Origin of the sequence: Kribbella sp. NPDC050459, assembly GCF_040655315.1 — a bacterium.
Classification (GTDB): Bacteria; Actinomycetota; Actinomycetes; order Propionibacteriales; family Kribbellaceae; genus Kribbella.
Window position 1 is genome coordinate 35,254 of sequence record NZ_JBFAJQ010000015.1, and the last position, 23,792, is coordinate 59,045.

General features: G+C 67.9%; 23 protein-coding genes. 14 read left to right on the top strand and 9 right to left on the bottom strand.

The window, feature by feature from the left end; genetic code table 11:
- Window positions 1-6 precede the first annotated feature (6 nt).
- Window positions 7-1,401, top strand: coding sequence for a DUF2075 domain-containing protein (locus AB0I12_RS35095; RefSeq protein ID WP_359938266.1), 1,395 nt, complete (start codon window positions 7-9; stop codon window positions 1,399-1,401).
- Here the strand turns inward: AB0I12_RS35095 and AB0I12_RS35100 are convergent.
- From AB0I12_RS35100 to AB0I12_RS35125, 6 genes are read right to left on the bottom strand one after another with little or no spacing between them, the layout of a single operon-like run.
- On the bottom strand, window positions 1,387-2,133 hold the full coding sequence (locus AB0I12_RS35100) for an SDR family NAD(P)-dependent oxidoreductase (RefSeq protein WP_359938269.1): 747 nt from the start codon (window positions 2,131-2,133) through the stop codon (window positions 1,387-1,389). The two genes, AB0I12_RS35095 and AB0I12_RS35100, sit on opposite strands and share 15 nt — an antisense overlap.
- On the bottom strand, window positions 2,130-3,566 hold the full coding sequence (locus AB0I12_RS35105; protein WP_359938272.1) for an ABC transporter substrate-binding protein: 1,437 nt from the start codon (window positions 3,564-3,566) through the stop codon (window positions 2,130-2,132). The genes AB0I12_RS35100 and AB0I12_RS35105 overlap by 4 nt, the downstream gene beginning before the upstream one ends.
- Before the next feature lie 27 nt (window positions 3,567-3,593).
- Entirely contained in the window at window positions 3,594-4,460 is an 867-nt protein-coding gene (locus AB0I12_RS35110) for a carbohydrate ABC transporter permease (protein ID WP_359938275.1), read from the bottom strand.
- A complete protein-coding gene (locus tag AB0I12_RS35115; RefSeq protein WP_359938277.1) occupies window positions 4,457-5,419 on the bottom strand; it encodes a sugar ABC transporter permease in 963 nt (320 codons plus the stop codon). Before AB0I12_RS35115 ends, AB0I12_RS35110 begins: the two co-directional genes overlap by 4 nt.
- A 7-nt stretch (window positions 5,420-5,426) precedes the next feature.
- Window positions 5,427-6,251: an aldo/keto reductase gene (locus AB0I12_RS35120; RefSeq protein WP_359938280.1), complete on the bottom strand. Its 825-nt coding sequence runs from the start codon at window positions 6,249-6,251 to the stop codon at window positions 5,427-5,429.
- Window positions 6,248-7,966, bottom strand: coding sequence for a glycoside hydrolase (locus tag AB0I12_RS35125; RefSeq protein WP_359938282.1), 1,719 nt, complete (start codon window positions 7,964-7,966; stop codon window positions 6,248-6,250). The genes AB0I12_RS35120 and AB0I12_RS35125 overlap by 4 nt, the downstream gene beginning before the upstream one ends.
- A gap of 196 nt (window positions 7,967-8,162) precedes the next feature.
- Here AB0I12_RS35125 and AB0I12_RS35130 point away from each other — a divergent pair, with 196 nt between their 5' ends.
- From AB0I12_RS35130 to AB0I12_RS35150, 5 genes are all read left to right on the top strand, one after another.
- A complete protein-coding gene (locus tag AB0I12_RS35130; RefSeq protein ID WP_359938285.1) occupies window positions 8,163-8,858 on the top strand; it encodes a GntR family transcriptional regulator in 696 nt (231 codons plus the stop codon).
- Between the two features lie 59 nt (window positions 8,859-8,917).
- Window positions 8,918-9,322, top strand: coding sequence for a hypothetical protein (locus AB0I12_RS35135; protein WP_359938288.1), 405 nt, complete (start codon window positions 8,918-8,920; stop codon window positions 9,320-9,322).
- A 2-nt stretch (window positions 9,323-9,324) separates the two neighbouring features.
- A complete protein-coding gene (locus tag AB0I12_RS35140) occupies window positions 9,325-12,231 on the top strand; it encodes a tetratricopeptide repeat protein (protein WP_359938291.1) in 2,907 nt (968 codons plus the stop codon).
- A gap of 51 nt (window positions 12,232-12,282) precedes the next feature.
- Entirely contained in the window at window positions 12,283-12,546 is a 264-nt protein-coding gene (locus AB0I12_RS35145) for a hypothetical protein (RefSeq protein WP_359938294.1), read from the top strand.
- Between the two features lie 75 nt (window positions 12,547-12,621).
- A complete protein-coding gene (locus tag AB0I12_RS35150) occupies window positions 12,622-12,951 on the top strand; it encodes a cupin domain-containing protein (RefSeq protein WP_355696001.1) in 330 nt (109 codons plus the stop codon).
- Here AB0I12_RS35150 and AB0I12_RS35155 read toward each other — a convergent pair.
- Both AB0I12_RS35155 and AB0I12_RS35160 read right to left on the bottom strand, forming a co-directional pair.
- Window positions 12,934-13,395, bottom strand: a complete 462-nt coding sequence (locus tag AB0I12_RS35155; protein ID WP_359938297.1) for a YdcF family protein — start codon at window positions 13,393-13,395, stop codon at window positions 12,934-12,936. The genes AB0I12_RS35150 and AB0I12_RS35155 overlap by 18 nt on opposite strands.
- 9 nt (window positions 13,396-13,404) lie before the next feature.
- Window positions 13,405-13,857, bottom strand: coding sequence for a hypothetical protein (locus AB0I12_RS35160; protein WP_359938300.1), 453 nt, complete (start codon window positions 13,855-13,857; stop codon window positions 13,405-13,407).
- Between the two features lie 103 nt (window positions 13,858-13,960).
- Here AB0I12_RS35160 and AB0I12_RS35165 point away from each other — a divergent pair, with 103 nt between their 5' ends.
- The 3 genes from AB0I12_RS35165 (at window position 13,961) to AB0I12_RS35175 (ending at window position 18,001) form a co-directional block, all read left to right on the top strand.
- Window positions 13,961-14,929 (top strand): hypothetical protein, encoded by a 969-nt coding sequence (locus tag AB0I12_RS35165; RefSeq protein WP_359938303.1) that lies wholly within the window; start codon window positions 13,961-13,963, stop codon window positions 14,927-14,929.
- 110 nt (window positions 14,930-15,039) lie between these two features.
- Entirely contained in the window at window positions 15,040-17,235 is a 2,196-nt protein-coding gene (locus AB0I12_RS35170; RefSeq protein ID WP_359938306.1) for a carbohydrate-binding protein, read from the top strand.
- Window positions 17,236-17,362: 127 nt separating this feature from the next.
- Complete coding sequence (locus AB0I12_RS35175; RefSeq protein WP_359938309.1) at window positions 17,363-18,001, top strand: aspartate/glutamate racemase family protein; 639 nt, start codon at window positions 17,363-17,365, stop codon at window positions 17,999-18,001.
- On the opposite strand, the gene AB0I12_RS35180 is transcribed toward AB0I12_RS35175, so the two are convergent.
- On the bottom strand, window positions 18,002-18,211 hold the full coding sequence (locus AB0I12_RS35180; protein ID WP_359938311.1) for a hypothetical protein: 210 nt from the start codon (window positions 18,209-18,211) through the stop codon (window positions 18,002-18,004).
- A 113-nt stretch (window positions 18,212-18,324) separates the two neighbouring features.
- Between AB0I12_RS35180 and AB0I12_RS35185 the strand changes: the two genes are divergently transcribed.
- The 5 genes from AB0I12_RS35185 to AB0I12_RS35205 are packed head-to-tail and all read left to right on the top strand — an operon-like array spanning window position 18,325 to window position 23,769.
- Window positions 18,325-19,803, top strand: coding sequence for a sulfatase-like hydrolase/transferase (locus AB0I12_RS35185; RefSeq protein ID WP_359938314.1), 1,479 nt, complete (start codon window positions 18,325-18,327; stop codon window positions 19,801-19,803).
- Complete coding sequence (locus tag AB0I12_RS35190; RefSeq protein ID WP_359938317.1) at window positions 19,790-21,049, top strand: extracellular solute-binding protein; 1,260 nt, start codon at window positions 19,790-19,792, stop codon at window positions 21,047-21,049. Before AB0I12_RS35185 ends, AB0I12_RS35190 begins: the two co-directional genes overlap by 14 nt.
- Window positions 21,046-21,942, top strand: coding sequence for a sugar ABC transporter permease (locus AB0I12_RS35195; protein WP_359938320.1), 897 nt, complete (start codon window positions 21,046-21,048; stop codon window positions 21,940-21,942). The genes AB0I12_RS35190 and AB0I12_RS35195 overlap by 4 nt, the downstream gene beginning before the upstream one ends.
- Entirely contained in the window at window positions 21,939-22,757 is an 819-nt protein-coding gene (locus tag AB0I12_RS35200) for a carbohydrate ABC transporter permease (RefSeq protein ID WP_359938323.1), read from the top strand. The genes AB0I12_RS35195 and AB0I12_RS35200 overlap by 4 nt, the downstream gene beginning before the upstream one ends.
- A gap of 13 nt (window positions 22,758-22,770) precedes the next feature.
- Window positions 22,771-23,769: a LacI family DNA-binding transcriptional regulator gene (locus AB0I12_RS35205; RefSeq protein ID WP_359938326.1), complete on the top strand. Its 999-nt coding sequence runs from the start codon at window positions 22,771-22,773 to the stop codon at window positions 23,767-23,769.
- Window positions 23,770-23,792 lie beyond the last annotated feature (23 nt).

Here is a 23,792-nt window from a genome sequence, read left to right on the forward strand (position 1 = left end):
AACGCGGTGGCCGACGCAGACGTCCGAGACCTCTACGACTACCCACAGGACAGCAAGGGTCAGCTCTTCACCGGCGCACGCCGTGGCGAGTTCATCGAGTTCCTTCGCGATCGGCTCGACCCGGACGTTCCAGGGAGCCCGTACGCCGATCAGCTGATCAACTCCGCGGTCGCACCGTCGAAGCAATTGCTCGCGGTCGCCGCGGAAGAGGTCCAGCGCAGGGAGCAATTCATCCTGGTCGCCGAACAGAAGCTTGCGCACTCGATCGTGCTGCACGAGGTCGAACGCGCGCGGCGCCGTGACAGCAAGTCGGTCGTCATCGTCACGGGCGGGCCGGGGAGCGGCAAGAGCGTGATCGCGTTGTCCCTGCTCGGCGATCTGGCCCGACGCGGACGGAGCGTCCTCCATGCGACCGGCTCACGGTCGTTCACGCAGACGCTCCGTAAGGTCGCCGGTGAACGGCAGCCGCGGGTGCAGAGGATGTTCAAGTACTTCAATCAGTTCATGGAAGCGGAGCCCAACGACCTGGATGTGCTGATCCTCGACGAAGCTCACCGTATCCGGGAGACCTCTGTCGACCGCTACACCAAGGCAGCTCTCCGCACCGGGCGACGGCAGGTCGACGAACTGATCGCGGCCGCGCGGGTTCCGGTGTTCCTGCTCGATCAGAACCAGGTGGTGAAACCCGGCGAACTCGGGACACCTGAGGAGATCACCAGGTACGCCGCCGCGCTGGGCTTCGACGTACATCGGGTCGACCTCGATGCCCAGTTCCGCTGCGGCGGTAGCGAGGAGTACGTGCAATGGGTCCAACGGCTACTCGGTCTCGCGGAGGGTGGACCGGCACAGTGGCCGGGCGATCCCGCGTTCGAGGTCCGAGTTGCCGACAGCCCTCAGGCTATGGAGGCGTTGCTTCAGGACAAGATCGCGGCCGGCTACGGGGCACGTATCTCAGCAGGCTATTGCTGGCCCTGGAGTGACGCGCGTTCCGACAAGACGTTGGTGGAGGACGTCCGGATCGGGGACTGGGCTCGTCCTTGGAACGTCAAGGGTGATCGGAAGGTCGGGGACGCACCGCCCGCGCCGCTCTGGGCCACCGATTCGAACGGCTTCGGTCAGGTCGGCTGTATCTATACGGCTCAAGGGTTCGAGTACGACTGGAGTGGTGTCATTCTCGGGCCGGACCTTGTCTGGCGGGACGGGCGGTTTGCCGCGGTTCGCGATGCCAACAAGGATCCGGCCTTCAAGAATCGGAAGACGACCGATGACGTGACCTTCGATCGCCTCGTTCGCAATACCTACAAGGTTCTTCTCACTCGCGGGATGGCGGGGACGGTGCTCTACTCGCCGGACCCGGAAACCCGTGATGCGCTCCATGAGTTGGTTTCAGTGCATGTATAGGCCGCCGTCGACATTGAGGGTGTGGCCGGAGATGTAGCCGGCGTCGTCTGACATCAGGAACGCGATGGCGGAGGCTACGTCGTGTGGGTCGCCGATTCGGTTGACGAGGAGGTCGGCGGCCATGGTTGTGCGGCGGTCGGGGGTTAGGGGGCCGCCCATGATGTCGGTGTCTATAGGGCCGGGGGCTACCGCGTTCACCGTGATGCCGTATGGGCCTAGTTCTCGGGCCAGGGCTCGGGTTAGGCCTATGACGCCGGCTTTCGCTACTGAGTAGGGGGTTTTGCTGTAGGTGCCGCCGCCTCGTTGGGCTGAGGTGGAGGAGATGCTGACGATGCGGCCGTAGCCGTGGGTCACCATGCTCTCGGCGACTCGGTGGGTGACGTAGTGGACGCCGTTGAGGTTGATGTTGATGACTCGGTGCCACTCGGCGGAGGGGAGTTCGAGGTAGGGGACAGGGGAGCTGACGCCGGCGATGTTGGCGAGGGCGGCCAGGGGTGGGAGGGTGGATTCGAGGTCGTCGATCGCGGTGCGTACGGCGGTCTCGTCGGAGACGTCGGCGGTGGCGGCGAAGGCCTTCACGTTGTGGGTGGCAACGATCTCGGCGGCGAGGTCGTCGCAGGGGTCGATGTCGAGGAGGCCGATGTTCCAGCCCTGGGAGGCGAGCAGCAGGGCGGTGGTGCGGCCGATGCCGCGGGGTGAGGCTGCGCCGGTGACGATCGCGGTGCGGTTCACTTGGCGGCTCCGTAGTCCTGGCCGGCCTTCCAGTCGCTGAAGACGTAGTCGGATTCGGAGACCTTGGCTCCGGCCGCCTTGGCCTTCTGCAGGGCTTGGGCCCGGTCGGCGGTGGTGGCGTCGCTCAGCTTCTTCAGTTCGGCCTTGAGGTCCTTGATCGATCCGCCCAGGTAGCCCTGGACGATGTTGCCGACGTGCGGCGTCACGGGCTTGCGCAGTGCGTCGACACGGGCGATGGCGGGGTTCTTCACGATCGCCTGCGGCATCAGGAACACGTTGTCCTTGCAGAACTCGACGCCCTTCTTGTAGGCGTCGACGGCCTTCGATGACGCGACGAGGTCGAGGTTCAGCGGCGGCTGGTCCATCGCCTCGATCATGCCGGCCTGGTACTCGTCGGACATGAAGGACGCGATCAGTTTCCCGGCCGCGTCGGGGTTCTTGCTGTCCGCGGAGACGAAGTACGTCGAGGACGGCCGGCCCCGGTAGCACCAGGGGTTCATGCCCGACGTCGGCGTCAAAATGCGCCCGGAAGCAAGCTTGTCGACGATCGTCGGCGCCAGCGCCTTCGACCCGCCGGCGCACCAGATCCCGTCGATGAACGTCCCGACCGCGCCGGACGCGTACCGGGTGCGGGCGTCGACGACGCCGAAGTTGTTCGAGCCCGGCATGATCAGCTTGTCGTCGTTCAGCTGCTTCAGGAACTCGATCACGCCCACATAGGTGTCGTGGTGGTAGGCGTACTCGCCGGTGTCGAACCGCAGCCCCTGGTACCCGGGGAAGCCGGCGGCCTGTGCCATGTCGTCCACCTGGTCACGGATGCGGCCGCCGTCCGCGCCGATCGCCAGCGTGAGCGGCTGGATCCCGGCCGACTTCAACTTGCCCAGTGCATCTTTGAACGCCATGTAGTCCGACGGCACGTTGTCCGGGTCGAGCCCGGCCTTGGACCAGTGGTCCTTGTTCGCCCAGACCAGCGTGGAGCTCTGCCGGAAACTGAGCATCGGGAATCCGTACAGCTTGCCGTCCAGCTGGGTGATGCCCTCGGTGAAGGCGTCCTTCGGCAGCTTGGCCTTGATGTCGGCCGGAATCGCCATCTCGTGCACCCACTTGCCGGTGACCAGCGCGGGGAGCGGCAACCCGATCACGTTGGAGTAGACGTCCGGCATCTTGTTGGCCTGATGTGCCAGCTGGAACGCCTGGGTCGCTTTGGACGCGTCGTAGTACGTGTGCGCGACATTGGTCTTCAACGGCGAGGACTGAGACTTGGCCCAGCCGTCGTTGAGATGCTTGAACGAGCTGAAGTGGTCCCACCAGTCCAGGGTTCCGGTGGCGCCGGCGTTCGCGCTTCCGCTCTGGGAGCTCGAGTTGCTGCTGCATCCGGTCGCGGCGCCGGCGACGGCCAGTACCGAGGCGCCGAGCAGGCTGCGACGTGTCATACCAGGCATGTTTCCGCTCCTTACAAGTTACGACTTGACTGCTCCGGAGATTCCCTCGACGAAGTAGCGCTGCAGGAAGATGAAGAGGACCACCACCGGGACGATCGAGATCACGCCGGCCGCGGCCATACCGGACCAGTCGGTGGCGGTCTCGCCGACGAACGCCTGCATGCCGACGCTCACGGTCCGCAGGTCGGGCCGGCTGAATGTGAACACCAGCGGCAGGAAGAAGGCGTTCCAGGTGGTGATGAAGGTGAGCACGGCGACCGTCGCCGTGACCGGCATCGCCAGCGGCAGCATGACCGAGAAGAACGTCCGGACGAAGCCGGCGCCGTCGACGACAGCGGCCTCCTCGAGCTCCCGCGGGATCTGCCGGAAATAGCCGTAGTAGATGAGGATCGCGGACACGTACGCCCCGCCGCTGAGGGCCAGGATCATCCCGCCCAGCGAGTCGATCAGGCCGAGCTGCATCGAGATCTTGACCACCGGGATGATCGTGTACCCGGTCGGTACGAACAGCGTCGCGACCAGGACGCCGAGGAAGATCTTGGACCCGCGGAACTTGTAGCGGGCCAGGACGTACCCGGCCGTCGCGCAGCGGATCGTGACGAGGACGACGGTGATCAGCGTGACCACGACGGTGTTGATCAGGTACCGGCCGAAGTGCGCGTCGTTCCACGCCCGCGCGTAGTTGTCCCAGACGAACTTCGAGGGCCACAGCTTCAGGCCGCCGGTGAACATCTCCATGTTGTCCTTGAGCGACGCCGACAGCATCCACAGGAACGGGAAGATCCACAGCACCGCAATGCCCACCAGGCAGATCGCGGCGGTCCACCACGGCAGCCGGCGCAGCATCCGCCGTTGCCGGTCCGTGCGTTCGACGACAGCGGTCATCGCTGCTCTCCTCTCAGCCGGCGGCCGGCGTACACGCCCCACAGCTGGAGAGCGCCGACGACCGCGACCAGCAGCCCGAAGAACACCGCGGCTGCGGACGCCTGCCCGGGCTGCGGGATCGACGCGCCGAAGGCCCAGCGGTAGATGTAGATCTCGATGATCTCGGTGTGGAAGTACGGCCCGCCGCCGGTCAGCGTGTACATCAGGTCGAAGTTGTGGAACGTCTCCTCGACCGTCAGTACGGTGATGATGATCAGGAACGGCCGCAGCATCGGTACGGTGATGTGCCGGAAGACCTGCCCCGGGCCGGCCCCGTCGATCCGGGCCGCCTCGTACAACTCGTACGGGATGGTCTGCAGCGCGGCCAGCCAGTAGATCATCGTGACGCCGAAGAACTTCCAGATGTACAGGACCGCGGCCGTCGGCAGCGCCAGGTGCTGATTGCCGAGGAAGTCGATGCCGCCGGCGCCCAGCTTGGTCAGGATGGAGTTCACCGGTCCGCTGGACGGATCCAGGACGAAGCGCATCACCACGCCGATGATCGCCGTCGTGGTCACCACCGGGATGAAGAACGCGGACCGCAGTACGCCGATCAGCGGCAGCTTGGGCGAGTTGAGGACGATCGCGATCAGCAGCGTCAGCAGCACCCGGGCCGGCACCACGAGCAGCATGAACAACAACGTGACCTTGAACGAGTTCCAGAACAACGGGTCCGCGAAGACCGTCCGGTAGTTGCTCAGGCCGACGAACTTCTGGTCGGCGTCGAACCCGTTCCACTCGACCAGCGAGTACCAGTAGCTCGCGATGATCGGGTAGATGGTGTAGATCCCGTACAGCACCGTGGTCGGCAGCAGGAAGATCCAGATCCAGGTGGTCTTCTTCCAGCCGAACCGCGGTCGGTCGAGGGCTGCGACGCGGCGGGTCTGCCGCCGGGTGAGTTGGACGGATCTGATCGACATGATCGGCCTACCTGATCTGGCTGATCGCGAACGTGCGCGGGTCACTGCCGAGCCGGTTCCCGTTCTCCAGCGCCGTGACGGAGGCGACCTCGTCGTGGCTCAGTTCGAAGCCGTCGAGCGCGAAGTTGGCCCGGATCCGCTCGGGGTTGACCGACTTGGGGATGACGATGTGTCCGCGCTGCAGGTGCCAGCGGAGGATCGCCTGGGCCGGCGTCACCCCGTGAGCGTCGGCGATCGCCGCCAGCACGGGATGATCGAGGTCGCCGCCCTGGCCGAGCGGCGAGTACGCCGTGACCGCGATCGACCGCTCGGCGCACAGCTCGGTCAGCTCGCGCTGCTGGTACGTCGGATGCAGCTCGATCTGGTTGCCCGCCGGGACGATCTCGGACTCCTTGGCCAACCGGTCCAGGTGCTCGGGAAGGAAGTTGGACACCCCAATGGCTCGCACCCGTCCATCGGCGTAGATCCGCTCCAGCGCACGCCAACTGTCGACATAGCGATCCACGGTCGGGTTGGGCCAGTGCACGAGATACAGGTCGGCGTAGTCCAGGCCGAGTCGCTGCAGGGTTTCGTCGTACGCCGTCAGCGCCGACTCGTACCCGTGCTCGCCGTTGCGGAGCTTCGTCGTGACGAACAGCTCGTCGCGGCGCAGGCCGCTCGCCCGTACGGCGGCGCCCACGCCGGCCTCGTTGTTGTACGCCGCGGCCGTGTCGATGTGCCGGTAGCCGATCTCGAGCGCCTGCTCGACGGCCGCCTGGGTGTCGCCCGGCGGCACCTGGAAGACGCCGAAGCCGCGTTGCGGAATCCGTACGCCGTTGTTGAGCGTGATCACGTCGTCGGCTCCAGGATCAGCAACGATGCCGACGGCAACGGCAGCGCGACCTCCAGGGAGACGTCGCCATCGACGATGAGCGTCCGCTCGCCTTCGAACTCCTCCAGCCCCTGCCGGTTGGTGATCGCGGCCAGCTGGTCGGCGGTCGGGTCCTGAGGGGAGCCGAGCTTTTGCCAGACGGTGAACGCATTGCTGTGATCGGCGTCGACCCGCAGATGCCGCAACCGGTACGACCCGGCCGGCAGATTCCGCACGGTGACGGTCGCGGAGGTCAGGGCCTCGCTGGTCTGCCACTGGTCGTCGATGTGACGCCAGATCAGTACGGCGACGCTTCCGTCCTCCGACCGCGAGGCGAGCGCGTCGACCTCCTCGCGCATGCTGCTGCCGTCGGTGCCCTCGAGTTCGCCGACCTGCCAGGCCGCGTCCGACGTCGCGCGCAGGCGGTCCCGGCCGAGCAGCGAGAGCATTCGGTACGCGTTGAGGAACGGCTTCTCGACGCCGCCCGCGGTGAGGAACGAGCGGGTGCCCTCGAAGTAGCGTTCGGCCTCGAAGTAGAAGCTCCACGAGGTCGCGTAGGCGACCTGCGCCGTCTCCGTGGCGTTCAGGTCGAGGATCTTCTTCATCAGCTTCGCCTGGAAGACCGGGTAGTACTCGGTGTTCTGGAAGCTGTAGTTCCGGTTGTCGTAGCGACCGAAGTGCGCCGGTACGGCGGCGTCGCACTCGTCGACGATCACCGGCAGGTCGGCGTACGTGTCGTACGAGCCGATCAGCCGGTTGAACTCGCGCAGGTCGTACAGCATCTTCGTCGAGGACGGGCTGAGCAGCTCGGCCGGCGCCTCGTCGAACGGCTTGTAGTCGCGGGTCGGGAAGTGGCAGCCCTTGGTGTGGTACGAGATGAAGTCCAGCGGCTCGCCCCGCCGTGACGTGTAGTCCAGGAAGCCCCGCAGGAAGTTGAGTCCGCCGCTGGTCACCGCGGGGCCGCCGACCTTGGCGTCGGGCAGCACGGTCCGGATCGCCTCGACGGTCGCGGTGTACAGCTCGTTGTACTGATCGAGGGTGCCGCGCCAGTAGAAGATGTCCGGCTCGTTCCACAGCTCCCAGAGCCAGGTCTTCACCTCCGCCTCGCCGTACCGGTCGATGCAGTGCCGGACGGTGGCACTGATCAGCCCGCCCCACTTCGCGTAGTCGCTGGGCGGGTATCCCCACGCGCCGGCCTCGTAGCTGGTGTACGCCGTCGGACTCGGTACGACGGTCAGCTCGGCGGCCTCGGGCGGCAGCAGATCCCGCGGCGTGAAGCCGAGCTCCACCAGCAGGTGATGCCCGGCGCCGACGATCGCGTCGTACGCCTGGTCGAGCAGCGTGAAGTCGTAGTACGGATTGCCGTCGGCGTCTTCGTGATAGACGTTGCCCGAGCTCCAGTGCGGGATGCCGAAACCGCTGCCGGAGCAGTACATGTAGTGCGGCCGGACGAAGTACCCGCCGCCGGAGAAGTCGGTGAAGGTCTGCAGCAGCCGCTTGCCGGTGGGCGTGTAGGTCCAGTTGAACTCGTCGTAGCCGAAGCTCTCCCAGACGCGGGCCAGCGGGCCCTGGACCTCGCCGGCGTCAACGTCGATCGCGGCCGCGGTGACGTGCGGCGCCACGGGATCGTGGGGAGCGGCCGGCGGGAACAGGCCGAGTGCGGTGCGTCCGGTGTGAACCACAGTTTCGGTGGTCATCGTCGTCGTGACCTCTCTCTGCCCGGGGGGATCGGGCTGCCTCACGGTCGGCCGACATCGGCGTCGGCGCGGTGCCGCTCTGCCTGGCTGGGAGGTTCCGAGTCTGCGCTTGCACTTGATTTACTGTCAATGACTTACTGTTTACAATCTACAGAGAGACCTCGGTTGGGGTTAAGGTTCGATCCGTGGAAACTGCGTGGAGGAGGTGGTCGGCATGATGCCCGACGACGTCGTGTCGCTGCCGTCGCAGCGCGCGCTCGGTGACCTGGTGACCGACGTGCTCCGGGAGATGATCACCGGCGGCAAGTTCCAGCCCGGTCAGCATCTCAAGGAGACCGAGCTGGCCGAGGCGCTGAAGGTCAGCCGCGGGCCGATCCGGCAGGCGCTGGCCCGGCTCGAGGAAGAGGGGCACGTCGAGCTCCGGCGACACCGCGGCGCGTTCGTCAGCACGCTGACCAAGACCGACGTCGAGGAGGTGCACACGCTGCGCGGCGCGATCGAGAGACTGGCCGCCGGCCGCGCCTGCACGCGGATGCAGGGCGCCGGGTTCGCCGAGATGGACGCCGTGCTGGAGCAGATGAAGAGCGTCGACACGAGGATCGCTCCGGAGGACGCCGTCCGGCTGGACCTCGAGTTCCACGACATCATCTACGCGTACTGCGATCACGGCCGGGTGCAGCGCGTGTGGGAGTCCATCCGCGGGCAGGTCACGGTCTTCCTGCGCGCCCGGAACGCGAGTTTCCCGGATTTCCTCGAGGTCGGCTACAGCGAGCACAAGGAGCTCCGCGACGCCTTGGCCCTCGGCGATCCGCAGGCCGCCCAGGACGGCATCGACAAACACATCATCGGCGCCTACGAGCGCCTGAAGCGCCTCAACCTGCCGGACCGCTGACCCGTGCACCCCACGACGTGCTGAGCTAGGGGTGGGAATCGGGCCGGCGAGAGGGGTCGATGGTGGGTTTGGTCGAGTTGGCAGCCGCCGGCGGGGCCGCGGTGGTGGGCGCGATGGCGACCGATGCCTGGCGTGTCACGCGCGACGGCATCGCCAAGCTGTTCGGCCGGCGCGGCGAGCGGGGCGCCGTCCTCGCGGAGCTCGAGGCGGATGCCAAGCAGCTCGCGGAGGCCGACGAGGACGATCGCGAGCAGGTGCAGCAAGAGCTGATCGAGCGGTGGCGGCTCAGGCTCGACGAGTTGCTCGGCGCGGATCCGTCGGCCGCCGACGACTTGCAGCATGTCCTCGACCAGCCGAAGTACGTGCAGAAAGTCGTTGCGCGTGACGGTGGGCGCGCGTTCGGCGTCCAGGGCGGGGATCTGCACTACCACGAGCACCGGCCGGCGACCGACGACGAGAGCTGATCGTGGATCGCCAGGTCGTCCGCGTCGAGAGCGGCGTCGGGTACGGCGTTGTCGGCGCGGATCTGCACGTGTTCGGCGACGGTGTGCCGTTGTATCTCTTGCTCAGCTGGGAACCGGCTCCAGCGCCGGATCCGGACTGGCTGCGCGAGATGCCGAGCCGGATGCTCAACGCCCGCTTCGCGGTGTCGGAGTTCACCGGCCGAGTCGACGAGCTGGCCGAGCTGCATCGGTGGCGGCAGAGCATCCCTCGGATGGCGGTGCGCTGGTTGCACGGTCCGGCCGGGCAGGGGAAGTCCCGTCTGGCGGCGCGGTTCGCGGACGAGTCGCGTGCGGCAGGCTGGAAGGTTGTCGTCGCCGTACACGGTCCCGGTGCCGTGCTGCCCTCGGGCCGGCAGGAAGACCTGCGGCTCGACGGCGCTGCCGGGCTACTGCTGGTGGTCGATTACGCCGACCGCTGGCCGCTGACCCATCTGACCTGGCTCTTCAGCAACGCCTTGCTGCACAGGCCTGGCGTGCCGGTGCGGGTGCTGCTGCTCGGGCGCACGTTGGACAGCTGGCCGCCGGTGCGGGCGGCGCTGGTCGACTATCATGCGGATACTTCCGCGCAGCTCCTACCGCCGCTGAACGACGGGTCCCGGTCGGAGATGTTCCGGTCCGCGCGTGACGGGTACGCGACCGTCTATGAGATCGACGAGCCGGACTCCGTTGTCCTTCCACCCTTGGGGCACGACGATTTCGGCCTGCCGCTCGCACTGCACATGGCGGCGCTCGTGGCCGTGGACGCGCATGCGGGCGGACAGCGCGCGCCGACCGATGTCGCCGGCCTGACGTGTTACCTGCTGGATCGTGAGCAGCTGCACTGGACGCGGCGGTTCGGCGACCAGGCGCACCGCCTCGGACCGGCCGCATCGAACTACCGAACGCCGCCGGACGTCATGAATCGCACGGTGTTCACGGCCGCGCTCACCGGTTCCGTGCCGCCCGCGACCGGGACCGCGGTGCTGGACAAGCTGGATCTTTCGTTGCCGACGGCACAGATACTTGGCGACCACGCGGTCTGCTATCCGCCGGCGCCGGGAACCGTGCTGGAGCCGTTGTCCCCGGACCGGCTGGCCGAGGATTTCCTGGCTTTGAGCATGGCCGGTCATCAGGCCGACTATCCCGCGCAGGACTGGTCAGGCGACACCGCGGTCGCCGTTCTGGACAACACCTCGGACCCGTCGCGGGCGGTCATCTTCCTCGCGGCGGCCGCCGCGCGCTGGGCGCATGTGGGGCCTGATCACCTCTTCCCGATGCTGCTCGAGCGACCTCATACGGCGGTGCTCGCCGGGAGTGCGGCGCTGTCCGCGATCGCGGCGGTTCCCCAGCTCGGCCTGGAGGTCCTGGAGGCGATCGAACCGCATCTGCCCGCGGAGTCCCAGCCTGATCTCGACGTCGGGATCGCCGATATCGCCGTACGGCTGACGGAATTGCGGCTTGCCGACGCGGCGACTGACGCCGATCGGGTCCTGTTGTTGCTGGGGCTCGGCGCCAGGCTCGACAGCGCAGGGCGACACAGTGAAGCGCTGGATGCAGGCGAGCAAGCTGCTTCGCTGTGCGAACGTGTGGCTGCCGACGACCCCGCGAGCTACGAGTTGTTGCTGGCCGGTGCGCTCGGGAGTCTCACGCGGCCGTTGACGCGGTTGGGGCGTCGTCGCGAGGCGCTGTCGGCGAGCGAGCGTACGGCAGGGTTGTTCCGTCGGCTGGCCGGCACGAGCCCGCACTTCGGTCCGCTGCTCGCCGAAGCGCTGACCAATCTGAGTATGAATCTCGCCGCCGCGGGTGAACGGGAGCGAGCACTCGCGACGGCGCAGGAGGCGGTCGCGCTGCACGAGTCCGTTCCGGAGGATCTTGCGTTCGCGGTGGACAACCTGGGCAGCCGGTTGGCTGATGTCGGCCGGGCGGACGACGCGCTGGCTGCCGCACGCCGCGCTGTCGACCTGAGCGATCCGGCGAGGCATCGGCCTGACCTGGCCAGGCGCTTGGGCAATCTGCATCTTCGTCTCATCGGCGTCGGCCGCTGGGACGAGGCTGCGACGGTCGCCGCGGACGTGGTCACACTGTGGCGAGAGCTCGCCGACGTGAACCCGCTGACGTTCGAACCGGAGCTGGCGAAGAGTCTCAACCATCTCGGCGTCTGCCACCGCCAGCTCGGCGAGCCGGACGAAGCGGTGGTCGTCACGACCGAATGCGTGGCGATCCTGCGGCGTCTCTCCGCGGGCAATCTGTCAGCCCACCAGATCGAGCTGGCCGCGGCACTCGACCACCTCGGCGATCAGCTCGCCCTGGTGGAACGCCCAGACGAAGCTCTCGCCGCCGGGCGGGAGGCCGTCGAAGTGTTCCGGCGGCTCGCCGCGGACAATCCGGCGCGGCACGACGTGGATCTGGCCAAGGCGCTCGACAACCTCGGCATCCGGCTGGCCACGGTCGACCGGCCGTCGGAGGCACTCGGTGAGTGCGAGTCGGCCGTGGAGATCTTCGAGCAACTGGCCGCGAACGATCCGGAGGTTTTCCGCGCAGATCTGGCGAGAGCCCTCTTCAACCTGGCCTTCCGGTACGCCGCTGTCGAGCGGGCGGACGGGGCGCTCGACGCGATCGGCCGGTCGGTGGAGCTGCGGCGGCGTTCTGGGCACGATGCCGATCTCGCGCGCTCGTTGTTCGGGTTCGCGGCGTTGTGCGTGCGGCTCGGTGCGGTGGATCGGTGGAAGGAGGCTCGGCGTGCTGTCGACGAGTCGGTCGTGCGTTACCGCGGTTTGGCCGCGCGGCAGCCGCGGGCGTTCAGCGGTCCGTTGATGGATGCGACGGACCTCAGTCAGGTGATCCGCGCGCTGTCCGGCCGGCGGTCGTTGTTCGAGCGCCGGCGCCGTTGAGGGCGGCAGCGTGTCCCTGCGCGGTCGGCGCGGACAAGAAAGAATTGGCGGATGGGAATGTTCCGCGCAGTGGTACTGACCATCGACCGATCGACCGCCCTTCCGTTGATGTACGAGTACGACGCGACCGGAGCGTGTTTCCGCAGCGTCGGGTTCGTCCGCGTCGGGGGCCGGATGGTGCCGGAGATCAGTCATCCGGCGCCGGACACGCCCGACGGCCGTGATGCTTTCCTGCTCACCGTGCTGATGACCCTGCTCATTCCGGAACGCCAGGCGCGCAAGATCGTCCGGAAGGCCCAGCACGAGCCGACCTGAGCCGTTTCCGACCAGGGTCGGACGCCGGGGTGGGGAGGGCTGGAGTCTTCGTCGGGCCGGTGGGACGATCGGGTGATGGAGGTCTTGCGGGTCGAGGAGTTGGCGGCGGTACACCTGGGGCTGGCGGGCGAGAACGGCAGCGGGCGGAGTGCGACGACGTTGTACGGCCGGGCCGGGGCTCGCTTGCGGCAGACGCTGATCGCGTTGGACGCCGGCCAGACGCTGGGCGAGCATCAGAGTCCGGGCGACGCGTCGTTGATGTGTTTGGAGGGCGACGTGGTGCTTCGGGCGGGTGATGCCGAGGCCGAGTTGCGGACGGGCGATCTGGTAGCGGTCCCGCCGCAGCGCCACGACGTACACGCCCGGACCGCGTCGGTGCTGCTGCTGTCAGTCGCCTTGCACTGAAGCGATTATGGGCTGCGTTCGTCGGCCCGGAGACGCGATCTTGAGCCGATCGACGTCCTCGAGCAGCGGTATCACGTTGGTGACGTTCTCCCAGGTGGTCGCGCTCTTCTCCTCCAGCAGCACGGTGCCGCCGAACGCGGAAACCGTGTGCGCATAGTCGGCCATCAGCTGAGCCTCCGACGCGCCACGAGTTGTCGCGCCTCCGCTGAAGATCACGCAGGCGTCGTGCTCACGGCCGGCGGCGACGGAGCGCATTGCGGCGCGGACCCGCCAGCGGTTGACGAAGTTCGCCGTCGGCTGCGAGTTGCGGAAACCCAGCACGACCACGGCCTCGGTGGCACCTTCGCTGTTGCCTACGAGGGTTCGGGACCAGCGCCAGTTCAGCCACTCACCCCACGCCAGCAGCGCAGCCCCGGCGATCGCCAGTCCCGTCCTCCGCCGCATGCGCCGACTCTAGGCCACCGAGTCGACGCGGTGCTCCGTCCCCGCGAATGTGAACGTGCCGCCCGCGTGCAGGTCCTTGATCGCGGCGTAGAGCGGCGCGCCGGTGGTCATGCCCTCATACGTGACGCCGTCGCAGTCGAACGGGGAGCTGACCACGCCGACGACGTAGTGATCGCCGTCGAGGACGACGATCGCGCCCGGCCGGATCTCGCTGGTGGGCGCGAAGTCGATGGTTTCCGCGTTGGTCACGGTGCTGTGCTGGCGCTCCTCGACCTGCTCGTACAGGACGCCGAGATCGCCGGCCGCGGCCGCCTGTGACTGGTCGTCGACCGAGAACGACGAGTCGGGGTCGAGCCGCGCGGCCGAGTCCTCGCGCCCCACCGCCGTCCCTGTCGCCCGCTGCTGCGCCTCGAGATGCGCCAGCAGAGCGTCCTTGACCCTCAACTTCGCGTCGGCGTCCATCACACGTCCTCTCGTCGAGTACTGCTCAAGTGTCGCGCGGAACGCCGGTTTCCGGCCCTGCTGACAGAATGCGCTCGAAAGATTGCGGGCACGAGGGGAGCCGATGGCCGAGGACGAGTTGTACGCCGGGGCCGAGCCGTTGACCGGTCAGGTCAGAGTCGGAGAGCGTCGGAATTGGCTCGAGGCCGGCCTCGCGGACGCCGCCGTTCTCGAAGCCGATCTCGCGACGCTCGAACTGTCGACCTCGCAGATCAAGGCCATTTTGCGCGAACGTCAGCAGACCCAGGCGCAGTTGGCCGAGATCACCTACGTGCTGGAGCAGGAGCTCTGGGACGACGATGACAACTACGACGAGCCGGCCGACGCCTGGGAATCGCCGTTCGGCAAACGGCGGACGGTGAAGCAGCGGTTCTTCGATCGCCTGGCCGGGCGTCGGTTCGTCTACAGCGACGTGACCGAACACGAGGTCCGGGTTCCGCTCTTCCTGCTCGCGGCTCCGGAGCCGGCCGGGTGCAGTGCCACCTTCTCGCAGGACGTGATGGCCGGCCGCGCACTCGCCTGGAACGTCACCCTGTTCGGCAGCGGGCTGGGCGGCTCGTCGAGTTTCCGGGTCACGTCGACGTGGAAGTTCCAGGCGTCCGCGGGGGACAGCAAGCAGGTGTTCCTGCCGGTGACCGTGACAGTCGCGACCGTGCGCGTCATGGTCGGCGAACGCGTCGTCACGACGACTCGCCAGGTGGTCGCGTCCGACGCGACGCCTGCCAAACAACCTGGGCTGACCTTGCTGAGGCCGGGCGTCCAGGAGCCCGCGGGCGAGGTGATCTGTGAGTATCCGCTGGCCGGTGACACGACCGGGGCGATCGCGACCTACGGGGCGACGTACGCGAGGACCTCGTCCGGCCGGGTGGAACTCGGCGCCGAAGCCTTCGGCGTCGGTGCCACGCTGTCGGCCGATGTCTCGTGCGACCAGGCCATCGCACTGGACCTGGAGTTGCGCGGCGGGCACGACTACAGCCTGCATCGCCTGCGGTCCGGGCAAGGGATGGCATGGTCCGTCGCGCGGGAACGCTGACGGAAAGTTCCGGAACCAGTTCCGGAACCGGCAGGGGGTGTTGGCGGAGGCGTTTCCGAACCTAGAGTCGGCCTGCTTGAAAGGGCTTTCCGGTCGACGTTGGAGGGTTTGTGAGGCGGACTCTTGGGCTCGCGGTGTCGGTAGCGGTGGTGGCGGCGGGGATCGCGGGCGGCGGCGGTTCGGCCGTGGCGCAGCGCGGGCCGGTGGTCAGCGGGACGTACTCGAGCGGCCCGGAGCACGCGTGGCAGGCGCTGCCTCCGGCGTACGTCGGGAACGACACCGGGGCAGCGGACGCCACGGTGGTCGTCGATCCGAGCATCAGCCGGCAGAAGTACACCGGCGTCGGGTTCTCGCTCGACGAGACGAGCGTGTCGAACCTGTGGAAGCTGACGCCGCAGGAGCGCGAGCGGGCGGTCCGGCTGCTGGTGGATCCGCGGACCGGTGCCGGGTTCGACCGGTTCCGGCTGACGATCGGGAGCCCGGACCTGATCGAGCACCTGCCGTTCTGGTCGTACGACGAACTGCCGGCCGGCGTCACCGAGGACCCGGACCTGAAGTACTTCTCGATCAAGCGGGACGTCGACGCGCACATCGTCGACACCGTGAAGCTGATCCAGAAGTACAACCCGCGCGCCACGTTCTTCGCGTCCGCGTGGAGCGCGCCGGCCTGGATGAAGACCAACAACCGGTTCACCGGCGAGGTCGCGCTCAAGCCCGGCAGTACGACGTCGTACTACCAGGTGGGCAAGCTCCGCGACGACCGCATCGACGTGTTCGCCAGGTACTACGTGAAGTACCTGCAGGCGTATGCGAAGTACGGCATCACCGTCGACGCGCTGACGCTGCTCAACGAACCGGGGATCGACGTGGTCTACCCGGCGATGGACATCAGCGTCGAGCAGCAGCAGAAACTCGCCGTCGCGATCAAGCGTGAGGTACGGCGGGCCGGGCTGCGGACCGAGCTGTACGTGCACGACTTCAACTTCTGGGACTGGCGCGACCCGAACAGTACGGAAACGAAGAACTACTACCGGATCTTCAACGACCCGGCCACCCGGCAAGCGGCGGACGCGATCGCGTTCCACCCGTACTGGGGCGACCCGGCGGTGCTGCGGGACGCCTACGAGGAGTTCGGAAAACCCGTGCACATGACGGAAACCAGCGATCTCAACCCGGCCACGGTCCTGAACTATTTCCGGCTCGACGCGTCGTCGTACGTCCTGTGGGCGCAGACCACCGACCAGGACGGCGGCACCCTGCACTGGACGCCGGCCCGGGACAACGACATCGACTGGGCCGAGGTCGGCCGGACGACCAAGTGGCCGAACCGGCTCGTGAAGGTCGACACGACGACGAAAACGTTTTCGGTGCGGTCCGAGCTCTTCGCGATGGGACAGTTCGCGAAGTACCTCGGGCCGGAGCACACCCGCGTCGAGTCGAGCGGTACGGCGAACGGGATCAGCAACGTGGTGTTCAAGGACCGCGGCGACAACTTCGTAGCGATCGTTGGAAACGCCAACGCCACGCCGAGCAAGGTCCGCGTCACGCTCGCTGACAAGTCGTTCGTCGTGACGGTTCCGGCCAACGCGTACGCGACGTACCGCTGGCACGGCGACGTTCCGTCGGCACGGCACAACCACGCGCCGCAATTCCGGGCGGTTCCGGACGTGGTCGCCGACCAGTTCCAGACCACCCAGTTCCAGTTGCGGGCGACCGACGGCGACCAGGACCGCCTCGCGTACTACGCGACGGAGCTGCTGGCCGGCGTCAGTCTCGATGCGAGCACCGGGACGGTCAGCCTGCAACCGACCGTCGCCGGGGAGCAGGACCTCAAGTTCCGCGTCACCGATGGCGCGGCGCACGACGAGGTCACGGTGCACGTGACGGTCCGGCCGCACGGTGCGCCGGTCGGGGTGAAGGTCGAGGCGGAGTCGTACGTCGCCCAGCACGGCTGGACGGACGGCGGCGCGAACTTCATCGAGAGCAACCCGGCGGCGAGCGGCGGCAAGAACGTCGGCTGGACCGCGGCGGGGAACTGGCTCCAGTACCGCGTCGATGTGGCCCAAGGCGCCTACAACCTCGAACTCCGGGTCGCGAACGGCACCGGCGCGCCGGCCCAGGACGCGATCTCGATCCGCGACGCCAACGGCACCGTGCTCGCCAAGGTCACCGTCCCCGACACAGGAGGTTGGGGCAACTACCAGTCGATCAGCGCACCGATCGCTCTCCCCGCCGGAGACCAACAGATCACGGTGTACTGCGAGACCGGCGGCTTCAACCTCGACTACCTCCGCCTGGCCGCCTGAACCCACGCCTGTGCGACACACCTGCGCGGTTGCCGCACACCTTGAAACGTGTCAATCTGATCATCGCGGCGCTGCGACAACGGCCGTCCGGACAGCGTGATCAGGCATTGAAACGTGAGGAGCAGTCGTGGCGCGCATCGCTTTCCTGCACACCGGGGCCGTCGTCATCCCGACGTTCGCGACGCTTGCCGCCGAGCACCTGCCGGGGGTCGAGGTGCAGAACCTGCTCGACGACAAGATCGTGGCCGACCTGGGCCGCGGTGTTGCCTCCGAGCAGGTGGCGCAGCGCCTGGCGGACTTGGGTGACGCCGCCGTCGTGGCCGGAGCCGCAGCGGTGATGTTCACGTGTTCGTCGATCTCGCAGTACGCGGCGCCGCTCGCCGAGCGTCTCGGCGTACCGGTGTATCGCGTCGACGAGGCGATGGCCGACGAGGCGGTGCGCGCGGGTGATCGCGTCAGCGTCATCGCGACGCTGCCCACCACGGTGCGGCCGACGGCCGCGCTGCTCCGGGAGCGCGCCGAGATTCAGGGGCGCAAGGTGCAGATCGACGAGGTCGTCGTGGCCGGCGCGTTCGAGGCTGCTGTCGCGGGCGATCGGGCCCGGCACGACGAGTTGGTGTCAGAAGCGATCAAGGCGGCGAACGGCGATGTGGTCGTCCTCGCGCAAGCGTCGATGGCGTCGGCGGCCGAAGGCCTCGAGCTCGCCGTGCCGATCCTCACCAGCCCGGAGCGCGGCGTTCGCCGGCTGGCCGAGAACCTCAAGTAGTCAGGCGGCCCGGCGCGACCGCTTGCGACCGTCGATCAGCCGGTCGAGCACGCCGTAGCCCGCGAGGCCGAGGACGGCGACGGCCGCCAGGAACAGCACGACAGCGACCGTGATGTTCGCCGGTCGGGCGACGAGTCCGGCGACGGCCAGTACGACGCCGATCGACGCGAAGACAACGACCATGCGGCGGCTCATCGGCTCGTAGATCACGACCGCGAGGCTACCGGGCTCCAAGGTCACCTCTTGACGTGATGTGGCGGTCTGCGGCATGGTTTACAGCGCTGTAGTACAGCGCTGTAAATCCGCCGAGAGAAAGCAGGCCGATGCGTCCCGACATCGTCATCGTGATGACCGACCAGCAGCGGGTGGGGCTGACGCGGCGCAGTGGGTATCCGGTGGACACGATGCCGTTCGTCGACGGCCTGGCGGAGCGCGGAACGGATTTCCGGAACGCGTACACGGCCGCGCCGGCCTGTGTTCCGGCGCGGACCAGCCTGCTCACCGGGCGGTTCCCGAGCGTCCACCAGGTGCGGCAGAACAGCAACGCGCAGTACGCCCGCTACGACCAGGACCTGCTCGACGTCCTGCGGACCGCGGACTACCAGCTGCACTTCGCGGGCAAACCGCACATGCCCCGCGGCGCGCAGGACTTCGACACCTTCGCCGGACCGTACTTCCACACCCAAGGACCGGAACGGAACGCGGCGGAACACGCTTTCGACGACTGGCTCGAGCGCCTCGACCACGGGGTCGCCGACGAGCCGACACCGCACGCCCTGGAAACGCAGCTGCCATACCGGATCACCACCGACGCGCTGCAAGCGGTGCACGACGCGGACCCGGACCGGCCGGGCCTGTTCTGGGTCTCCTACCCCGAGCCCCACAACCCGTACCAGGTCCCGCGACCGTACTTCGACCTGGTGAAACCCGAGGACGTCCCGGACCGCACAACAGGGCCCAAGGCAACCGAGATCAAGGGCGGCAGCTACGCCTGGCTGCGCAAACTCCAGGAAGACAAACGACCCGGGTACGACGACAACTGGCGTCGCTACACCGCCAACTACCTCGGCATGCTCCGTCTGCTCGACGACCAGATCCGCCGCCTGCACGAGGGTCTCGAAACCCGACGGAAACGACCACGACTGACCATCGTGCTCGCCGACCACGGCGACTACGTCGGCGAGTACGGACTGCAGCGCAAGGGCGCCGGCCTGTCGGAGTTCCTGATGCGGATCCCGCTGATCGTCACCGGCGACGGCGTCGAGGTACAGCGACGCGACGAACCGGTGTCGATCGTCGACGTCCTCCCCACCGTCTGCGAAGCCGTCGGCCAACCCATCCCCGACGGCGTCCAGGGCCGCAGCCTGCTCCCGCTCGCGCACGGCGAGGCGGCGCCGGAAACGGAATTCCGGAGCATCGTCGCCGAGCAGGGCTTCGGCGGCCGCGCGTACGACGTGACCGCCCGGCCGCCGCTGCACTTCACCTACGACGGCCCGACGTTCGACGAACTCAACACCGTCACGCAGTCCGGTGCCGCCCGGATGATCCGCAGCGGCCACTGGAAGCTCATCGTGCACGCCGATCTCGAGGGTGAGCTCTACGACCTGGACACCGACCCGGCCGAGCTCACCAACCTCTTCGACGACGACGCACAGCTGGCCGTCCGCGCCGGCCTCCTGCACCAGCTCGCCCGCTGGCAGGCCCGGCTGACCGACGACCTCCCGAACGGCAACTACACCTCGCTCCGCCTGCCCCACAACTGGCGCTGGGCACCCAAGGAGATCCACGATGAACACGTTTAGCCGCCGCACCCTGCTGGGCCTCGGCGCCGCCACCGCCGCCGCGATCACGCTCCCCGGCTGCTCGGGGAAGTCCGGCCCGATGCGCGTTTCCTGGTACGGCCCCGACCCGGTCACCAAGGCCCTGAACAAGGCCCTCGAGGCCTGGAAATCGAGCGGCGGCGCGGAGTACGCCGCGGAGAGCGCTCCGTTCGACGACTACTGGGACAAGCTCGCCACGCAGACGTCCGGCAACAACGCACCCGACGTCCTGCGGATGTCGATGAGCTACTTCAGCGACTACGCGGGCCGCAGCGCGCTGAAGGACCTCGGGTCGCTGGGGATCGACGCGACGGGGCTCGACAAGGACGTCGCGAGCAGCGGTGTCGCCGACGGCAAGAACTACGGCATCGGGCAGAGCTCGATCAGTTACGCGATGTACGTCGACGAGGCCGCGGTCAAGCGCGCCGGCGGCACGGTCCCGGCCCAGGGCTGGACCTGGGACGCCTTCGCCGAGTTCGCCCGGGACTACAGCGGATCGGTCCAGGGCTCCTACGGCTCCACCGACCAGGCCGGAAACTTCCAGCTGTTCGAGGTGTACGCGCGCCAGCACGGCACGGAACTGTTTTCCGACGACGGCGGAAAGCTTGCCGCCAGCAAGGACACGGTCCAGGAGTGGTTCCAGTACTGGGCCGGGCTGCGGGACGCGAAGGCCGCCCCGCCGCAGAACATCAGCGCGGAGACGACCGCGATCGAGAAGTCGCTGGTGGCCAAGGGCAAGGCGCCGCTGCAGTTCGGCTGGGTCCAGCAGGTCACCTTCTACCAGCCGCTGGTGAAGGGCCCGCTGAGCGTGCTCCCGGTCCCGCAGGGCAAGGCCGGAGACCTGTCCGGCCAGTTCGTCAAGGGCCTCGACCTGTGGTGCGTCTCGGCCGCGTGCAAGCATCCCGAGGACGCCGCGAAACTGATCGGGTTCCTGCTCAACGACGAGAAGGCGATCAAGGCGATCGGCATCCTGCTCGGCGTCCCGCCGTCGAAGAAGGCGCGTGACCTGGTGTCCGCGGACGCCGGATCGGCCGGTGCCCGGGCGATCACGTACGTCGAGGGCCTGGAGGGCAAGGTCGGTCCGTCGCCGAAGCCGTGGCCCAAGGGGTACGGCGAACTGCTGACCGGGTTCGGGCGGATCGCGGAGAACATCGGTTTCGGAAAGACCACGCCGGCGGCCGGCGCGCAGGAGTTCGTCGACCTGGCCGGAAAGACCCTCGGGCAGTGATCGCCCGGCTCCGGCAGAGCGTTCCGGCGTACCTGTTCCTGCTGCCCTGGCTGATCGGGCTGCTCGGCCTGACGATCGGCCCGATGCTGCTGTCGCTCTACTACTCGTTCACCGACTACGCGCTGCTCAACACCCCCGAGTGGACCGGGCTGCACAACTACACGACCCTGTTCCAGGACTCGCGGTACCTGCAGTCGCTCAAGGTCACCTTCATCTACGTCGGCGTCTCGGTCCCGCTCGAGATGGCGTTCGCGCTCGCGGTCGCCGTGCTCCTCAACCGAGGGCTCAAGGGCCTGGCCGTCTACCGAGCGCTGTACTACGTGCCGAGCCTGCTCGGGGGCAGCGTCGCGATCGCCCTGCTGTGGCAGCAGATCTTCGGCAGCGACGGCCTGCTCAACGACGTCCTCGGTGTCTTCGGCATCCACGGCCGCAGCTGGATCTCCGAGCCCGGTACGGCGTTGTGGACGCTGATCGTGCTGCGGGTCTGGCAGTTCGGCGCCCCCATGGTGATCTTCCTGGCGGGTCTGCGGCAGATCCCCGATGAGGTGCTCGAGGCCGCCGAGGTCGACGGTGCGGGCCGATGGCAACGATTCTGGCGGGTGACGCTGCCGCTGCTGTCGCCGGTGGTGTTCTTCAATCTGGTGCTGCAGATCATCGGCGCGTTCCAGGCGTTCACGCCGGCGTTCGTGATCAGCGGCGGTAAGGGCGGCCCGTCGGACTCGACGCTGTTCTACACGCTGTACCTCTACCAGCAGGCGTTCGGAAACTTCCGGATGGGGTACGCCGCCGCGATGGCCTGGGTGCTGCTGCTGATCATCGCAGTCTTCACCGGGCTGAACTTCGTCCTGGGCCGCACCTGGGTGTTCTACGGAGACGAAGGGGCACGCCGATGAAACGCCTCCTGGCTCACACCGGGCTGGCGGCGGGGGCACTGGTGATGCTCTACCCGCTGCTCTGGATGATCAGCGCCTCGCTGCGGCCGAACACCGAGATCTTCGAGCACCCCGGGCTGATCCCCGAGCGCCCGACGCTCGGGAACTACGCGCTCGGCTGGTCGTCGACCGGAACCAGTTTCGGCATCTACCTGATGAACTCGCTGATCATCTGCGCCGCGGTCGTGATCGGCAACGTGCTGACCTGCTCGCTGACCGCGTACGCGTTCGCGCGGCTCCGGTTCGTGGGCCGGAAAACGTTGTTCGGGTTGATGCTGGCGACGATCATGCTGCCCGGTCACGTCACACTGATCGCGCAGTACTCGATTTTCCGGAACCTGAACTGGATCGACACGTTCTGGCCGATGATCGTGCCGAGTTTCCTGGCCACCGACGCATTCTTCGTGTTCCTGATGGTGCAGTTCATCCGCTCGATCCCGGTCGAGCTCGACGACGCCGCGCGGATCGACGGCTGCGGTGCGTGGGGGATCTACCGGCGGATCATCCTGCCGCTGCTGTCGCCGGCGCTGGTGACGACGGCGATCTTCTCGTTCATCTGGACCTGGAACAACTTCTTCAGCCAGCTGATCTACCTGTCGACCAGGACCCGGCTGACCGTGCCGGTGGCGTTGCGCGGGTTCCTGGACGCCACCGGCAGCTCGGAATGGGGAGCGCTGTTCGCGATGAGCGTCGTCACGCTGGTGCCGGTGGTCGTGGTGTTCGTGATCTTCCAGCGGCGGATCCTGGCCGGAATGGCCCACACCGGCCTCAAATGAGATCCTGCCAGCTATGAGGCCGCGCCTGACCGACGTCGCCGAGGCGGCCGGTGTGTCGATGAAGACGGTGTCGAACGTCGTCAACGGCGCCGAGCACGTCCGCGAGGAGACCCGGCAACGGGTGCTCGCCGCGATCGACAAGCTCGGGTACCGGCCGAACATCGCGGCCCGCAACCTGGCCCAGGGCCGCAGCGGCGTGATCGCGCTCGCCGTACCGCAGCTCGACCGTCCGTACTTCGCCTCGCTCGCGGCCCGGATGCTCGACGAGGCGGAGTCGTTCGGCTGGATCGTCCAGTTCCACCAGACCGGCGGTCGCCGCGAGGCCGAGCTCGCCCTGCTCACCGAGCGGCACCCGGCCCGCCTCGACGGGATCGTGATGAGTCCGCTCGGGCTGACCGCGGAGGACGTGCAGGGCCGCGATCCGGCGTTGCCGCTGGTGCTGCTGGGCGAGAAGGCCGGCGTCGGGCACCACGCGGATCACGTCGGCATCGACAACCGCGAGGCCGGCAAGGTGGCGACCGAGCATCTGCTCGAGCTCGGCCGCCGGCAGGTGATGGCACTCGCGCCGGGGCCGCGGATGGACGACGAGCGGATCAACGGCTACCGCGACGCGCTGACCGCCGCCGGGCTGCCGGTCGACGAGGACATCGTGCTGCCGACCGGAGGCCTGCGCGGCCAGGACGCCGAGCGCACCCTCGGCGAGTGGCTCGACTCGGGACACGCGCCGCCGGACGCGGTCTTCGCGGCCACCGACTGGCTGGCGATGGGCGCGATCCGGGCCCTCGTCCTGCGCGGTCTGCGGGTGCCGCAGGACGTCGCCGTGGTCGGATTCGACGACATCCCGTACGACCTCGCGACCCTCCCGACTCTGACCACCGTCGCGCCCGACCGGGTCGCGATCGCGCGGCTGGCGTTGCAGGCGCTGAAGGACCAGCGCCCCGGCGCCGACCCCGTCCGCCGGCAGGCGCCCTTCAGTCTCGTCGTCCGCGAGAGCACCACCGGCATCGGTTGACCCTGGCGCATCGCCCGCGCGCA

Coding starts and splice junctions, on each gene's coding strand:
- AB0I12_RS35145 (WP_359938294.1), top strand. CDS start 12,283: ATGGGAATGTTCCGCGCAGTGGTACTGACCATCGACCGATCGACCGCC.
- AB0I12_RS35205 (WP_359938326.1), top strand. CDS start 22,771: ATGAGGCCGCGCCTGACCGACGTCGCCGAGGCGGCCGGTGTGTCGATG.
- AB0I12_RS35155 (WP_359938297.1), bottom strand. CDS start 13,395: ATGCGGCGGAGGACGGGACTGGCGATCGCCGGGGCTGCGCTGCTGGCG.
- AB0I12_RS35110 (WP_359938275.1), bottom strand. CDS start 4,460: ATGACCGCTGTCGTCGAACGCACGGACCGGCAACGGCGGATGCTGCGC.
- AB0I12_RS35135 (WP_359938288.1), top strand. CDS start 8,918: ATGGTGGGTTTGGTCGAGTTGGCAGCCGCCGGCGGGGCCGCGGTGGTG.
- AB0I12_RS35105 (WP_359938272.1), bottom strand. CDS start 3,566: ATGACACGTCGCAGCCTGCTCGGCGCCTCGGTACTGGCCGTCGCCGGC.
- AB0I12_RS35190 (WP_359938317.1), top strand. CDS start 19,790: ATGAACACGTTTAGCCGCCGCACCCTGCTGGGCCTCGGCGCCGCCACC.
- AB0I12_RS35200 (WP_359938323.1), top strand. CDS start 21,939: ATGAAACGCCTCCTGGCTCACACCGGGCTGGCGGCGGGGGCACTGGTG.
- AB0I12_RS35125 (WP_359938282.1), bottom strand. CDS start 7,966: ATGACCACCGAAACTGTGGTTCACACCGGACGCACCGCACTCGGCCTG.
- AB0I12_RS35160 (WP_359938300.1), bottom strand. CDS start 13,857: ATGGACGCCGACGCGAAGTTGAGGGTCAAGGACGCTCTGCTGGCGCAT.
- AB0I12_RS35115 (WP_359938277.1), bottom strand. CDS start 5,419: ATGTCGATCAGATCCGTCCAACTCACCCGGCGGCAGACCCGCCGCGTC.
- AB0I12_RS35165 (WP_359938303.1), top strand. CDS start 13,961: ATGGCCGAGGACGAGTTGTACGCCGGGGCCGAGCCGTTGACCGGTCAG.
- AB0I12_RS35185 (WP_359938314.1), top strand. CDS start 18,325: ATGCGTCCCGACATCGTCATCGTGATGACCGACCAGCAGCGGGTGGGG.
- AB0I12_RS35150 (WP_355696001.1), top strand. CDS start 12,622: ATGGAGGTCTTGCGGGTCGAGGAGTTGGCGGCGGTACACCTGGGGCTG.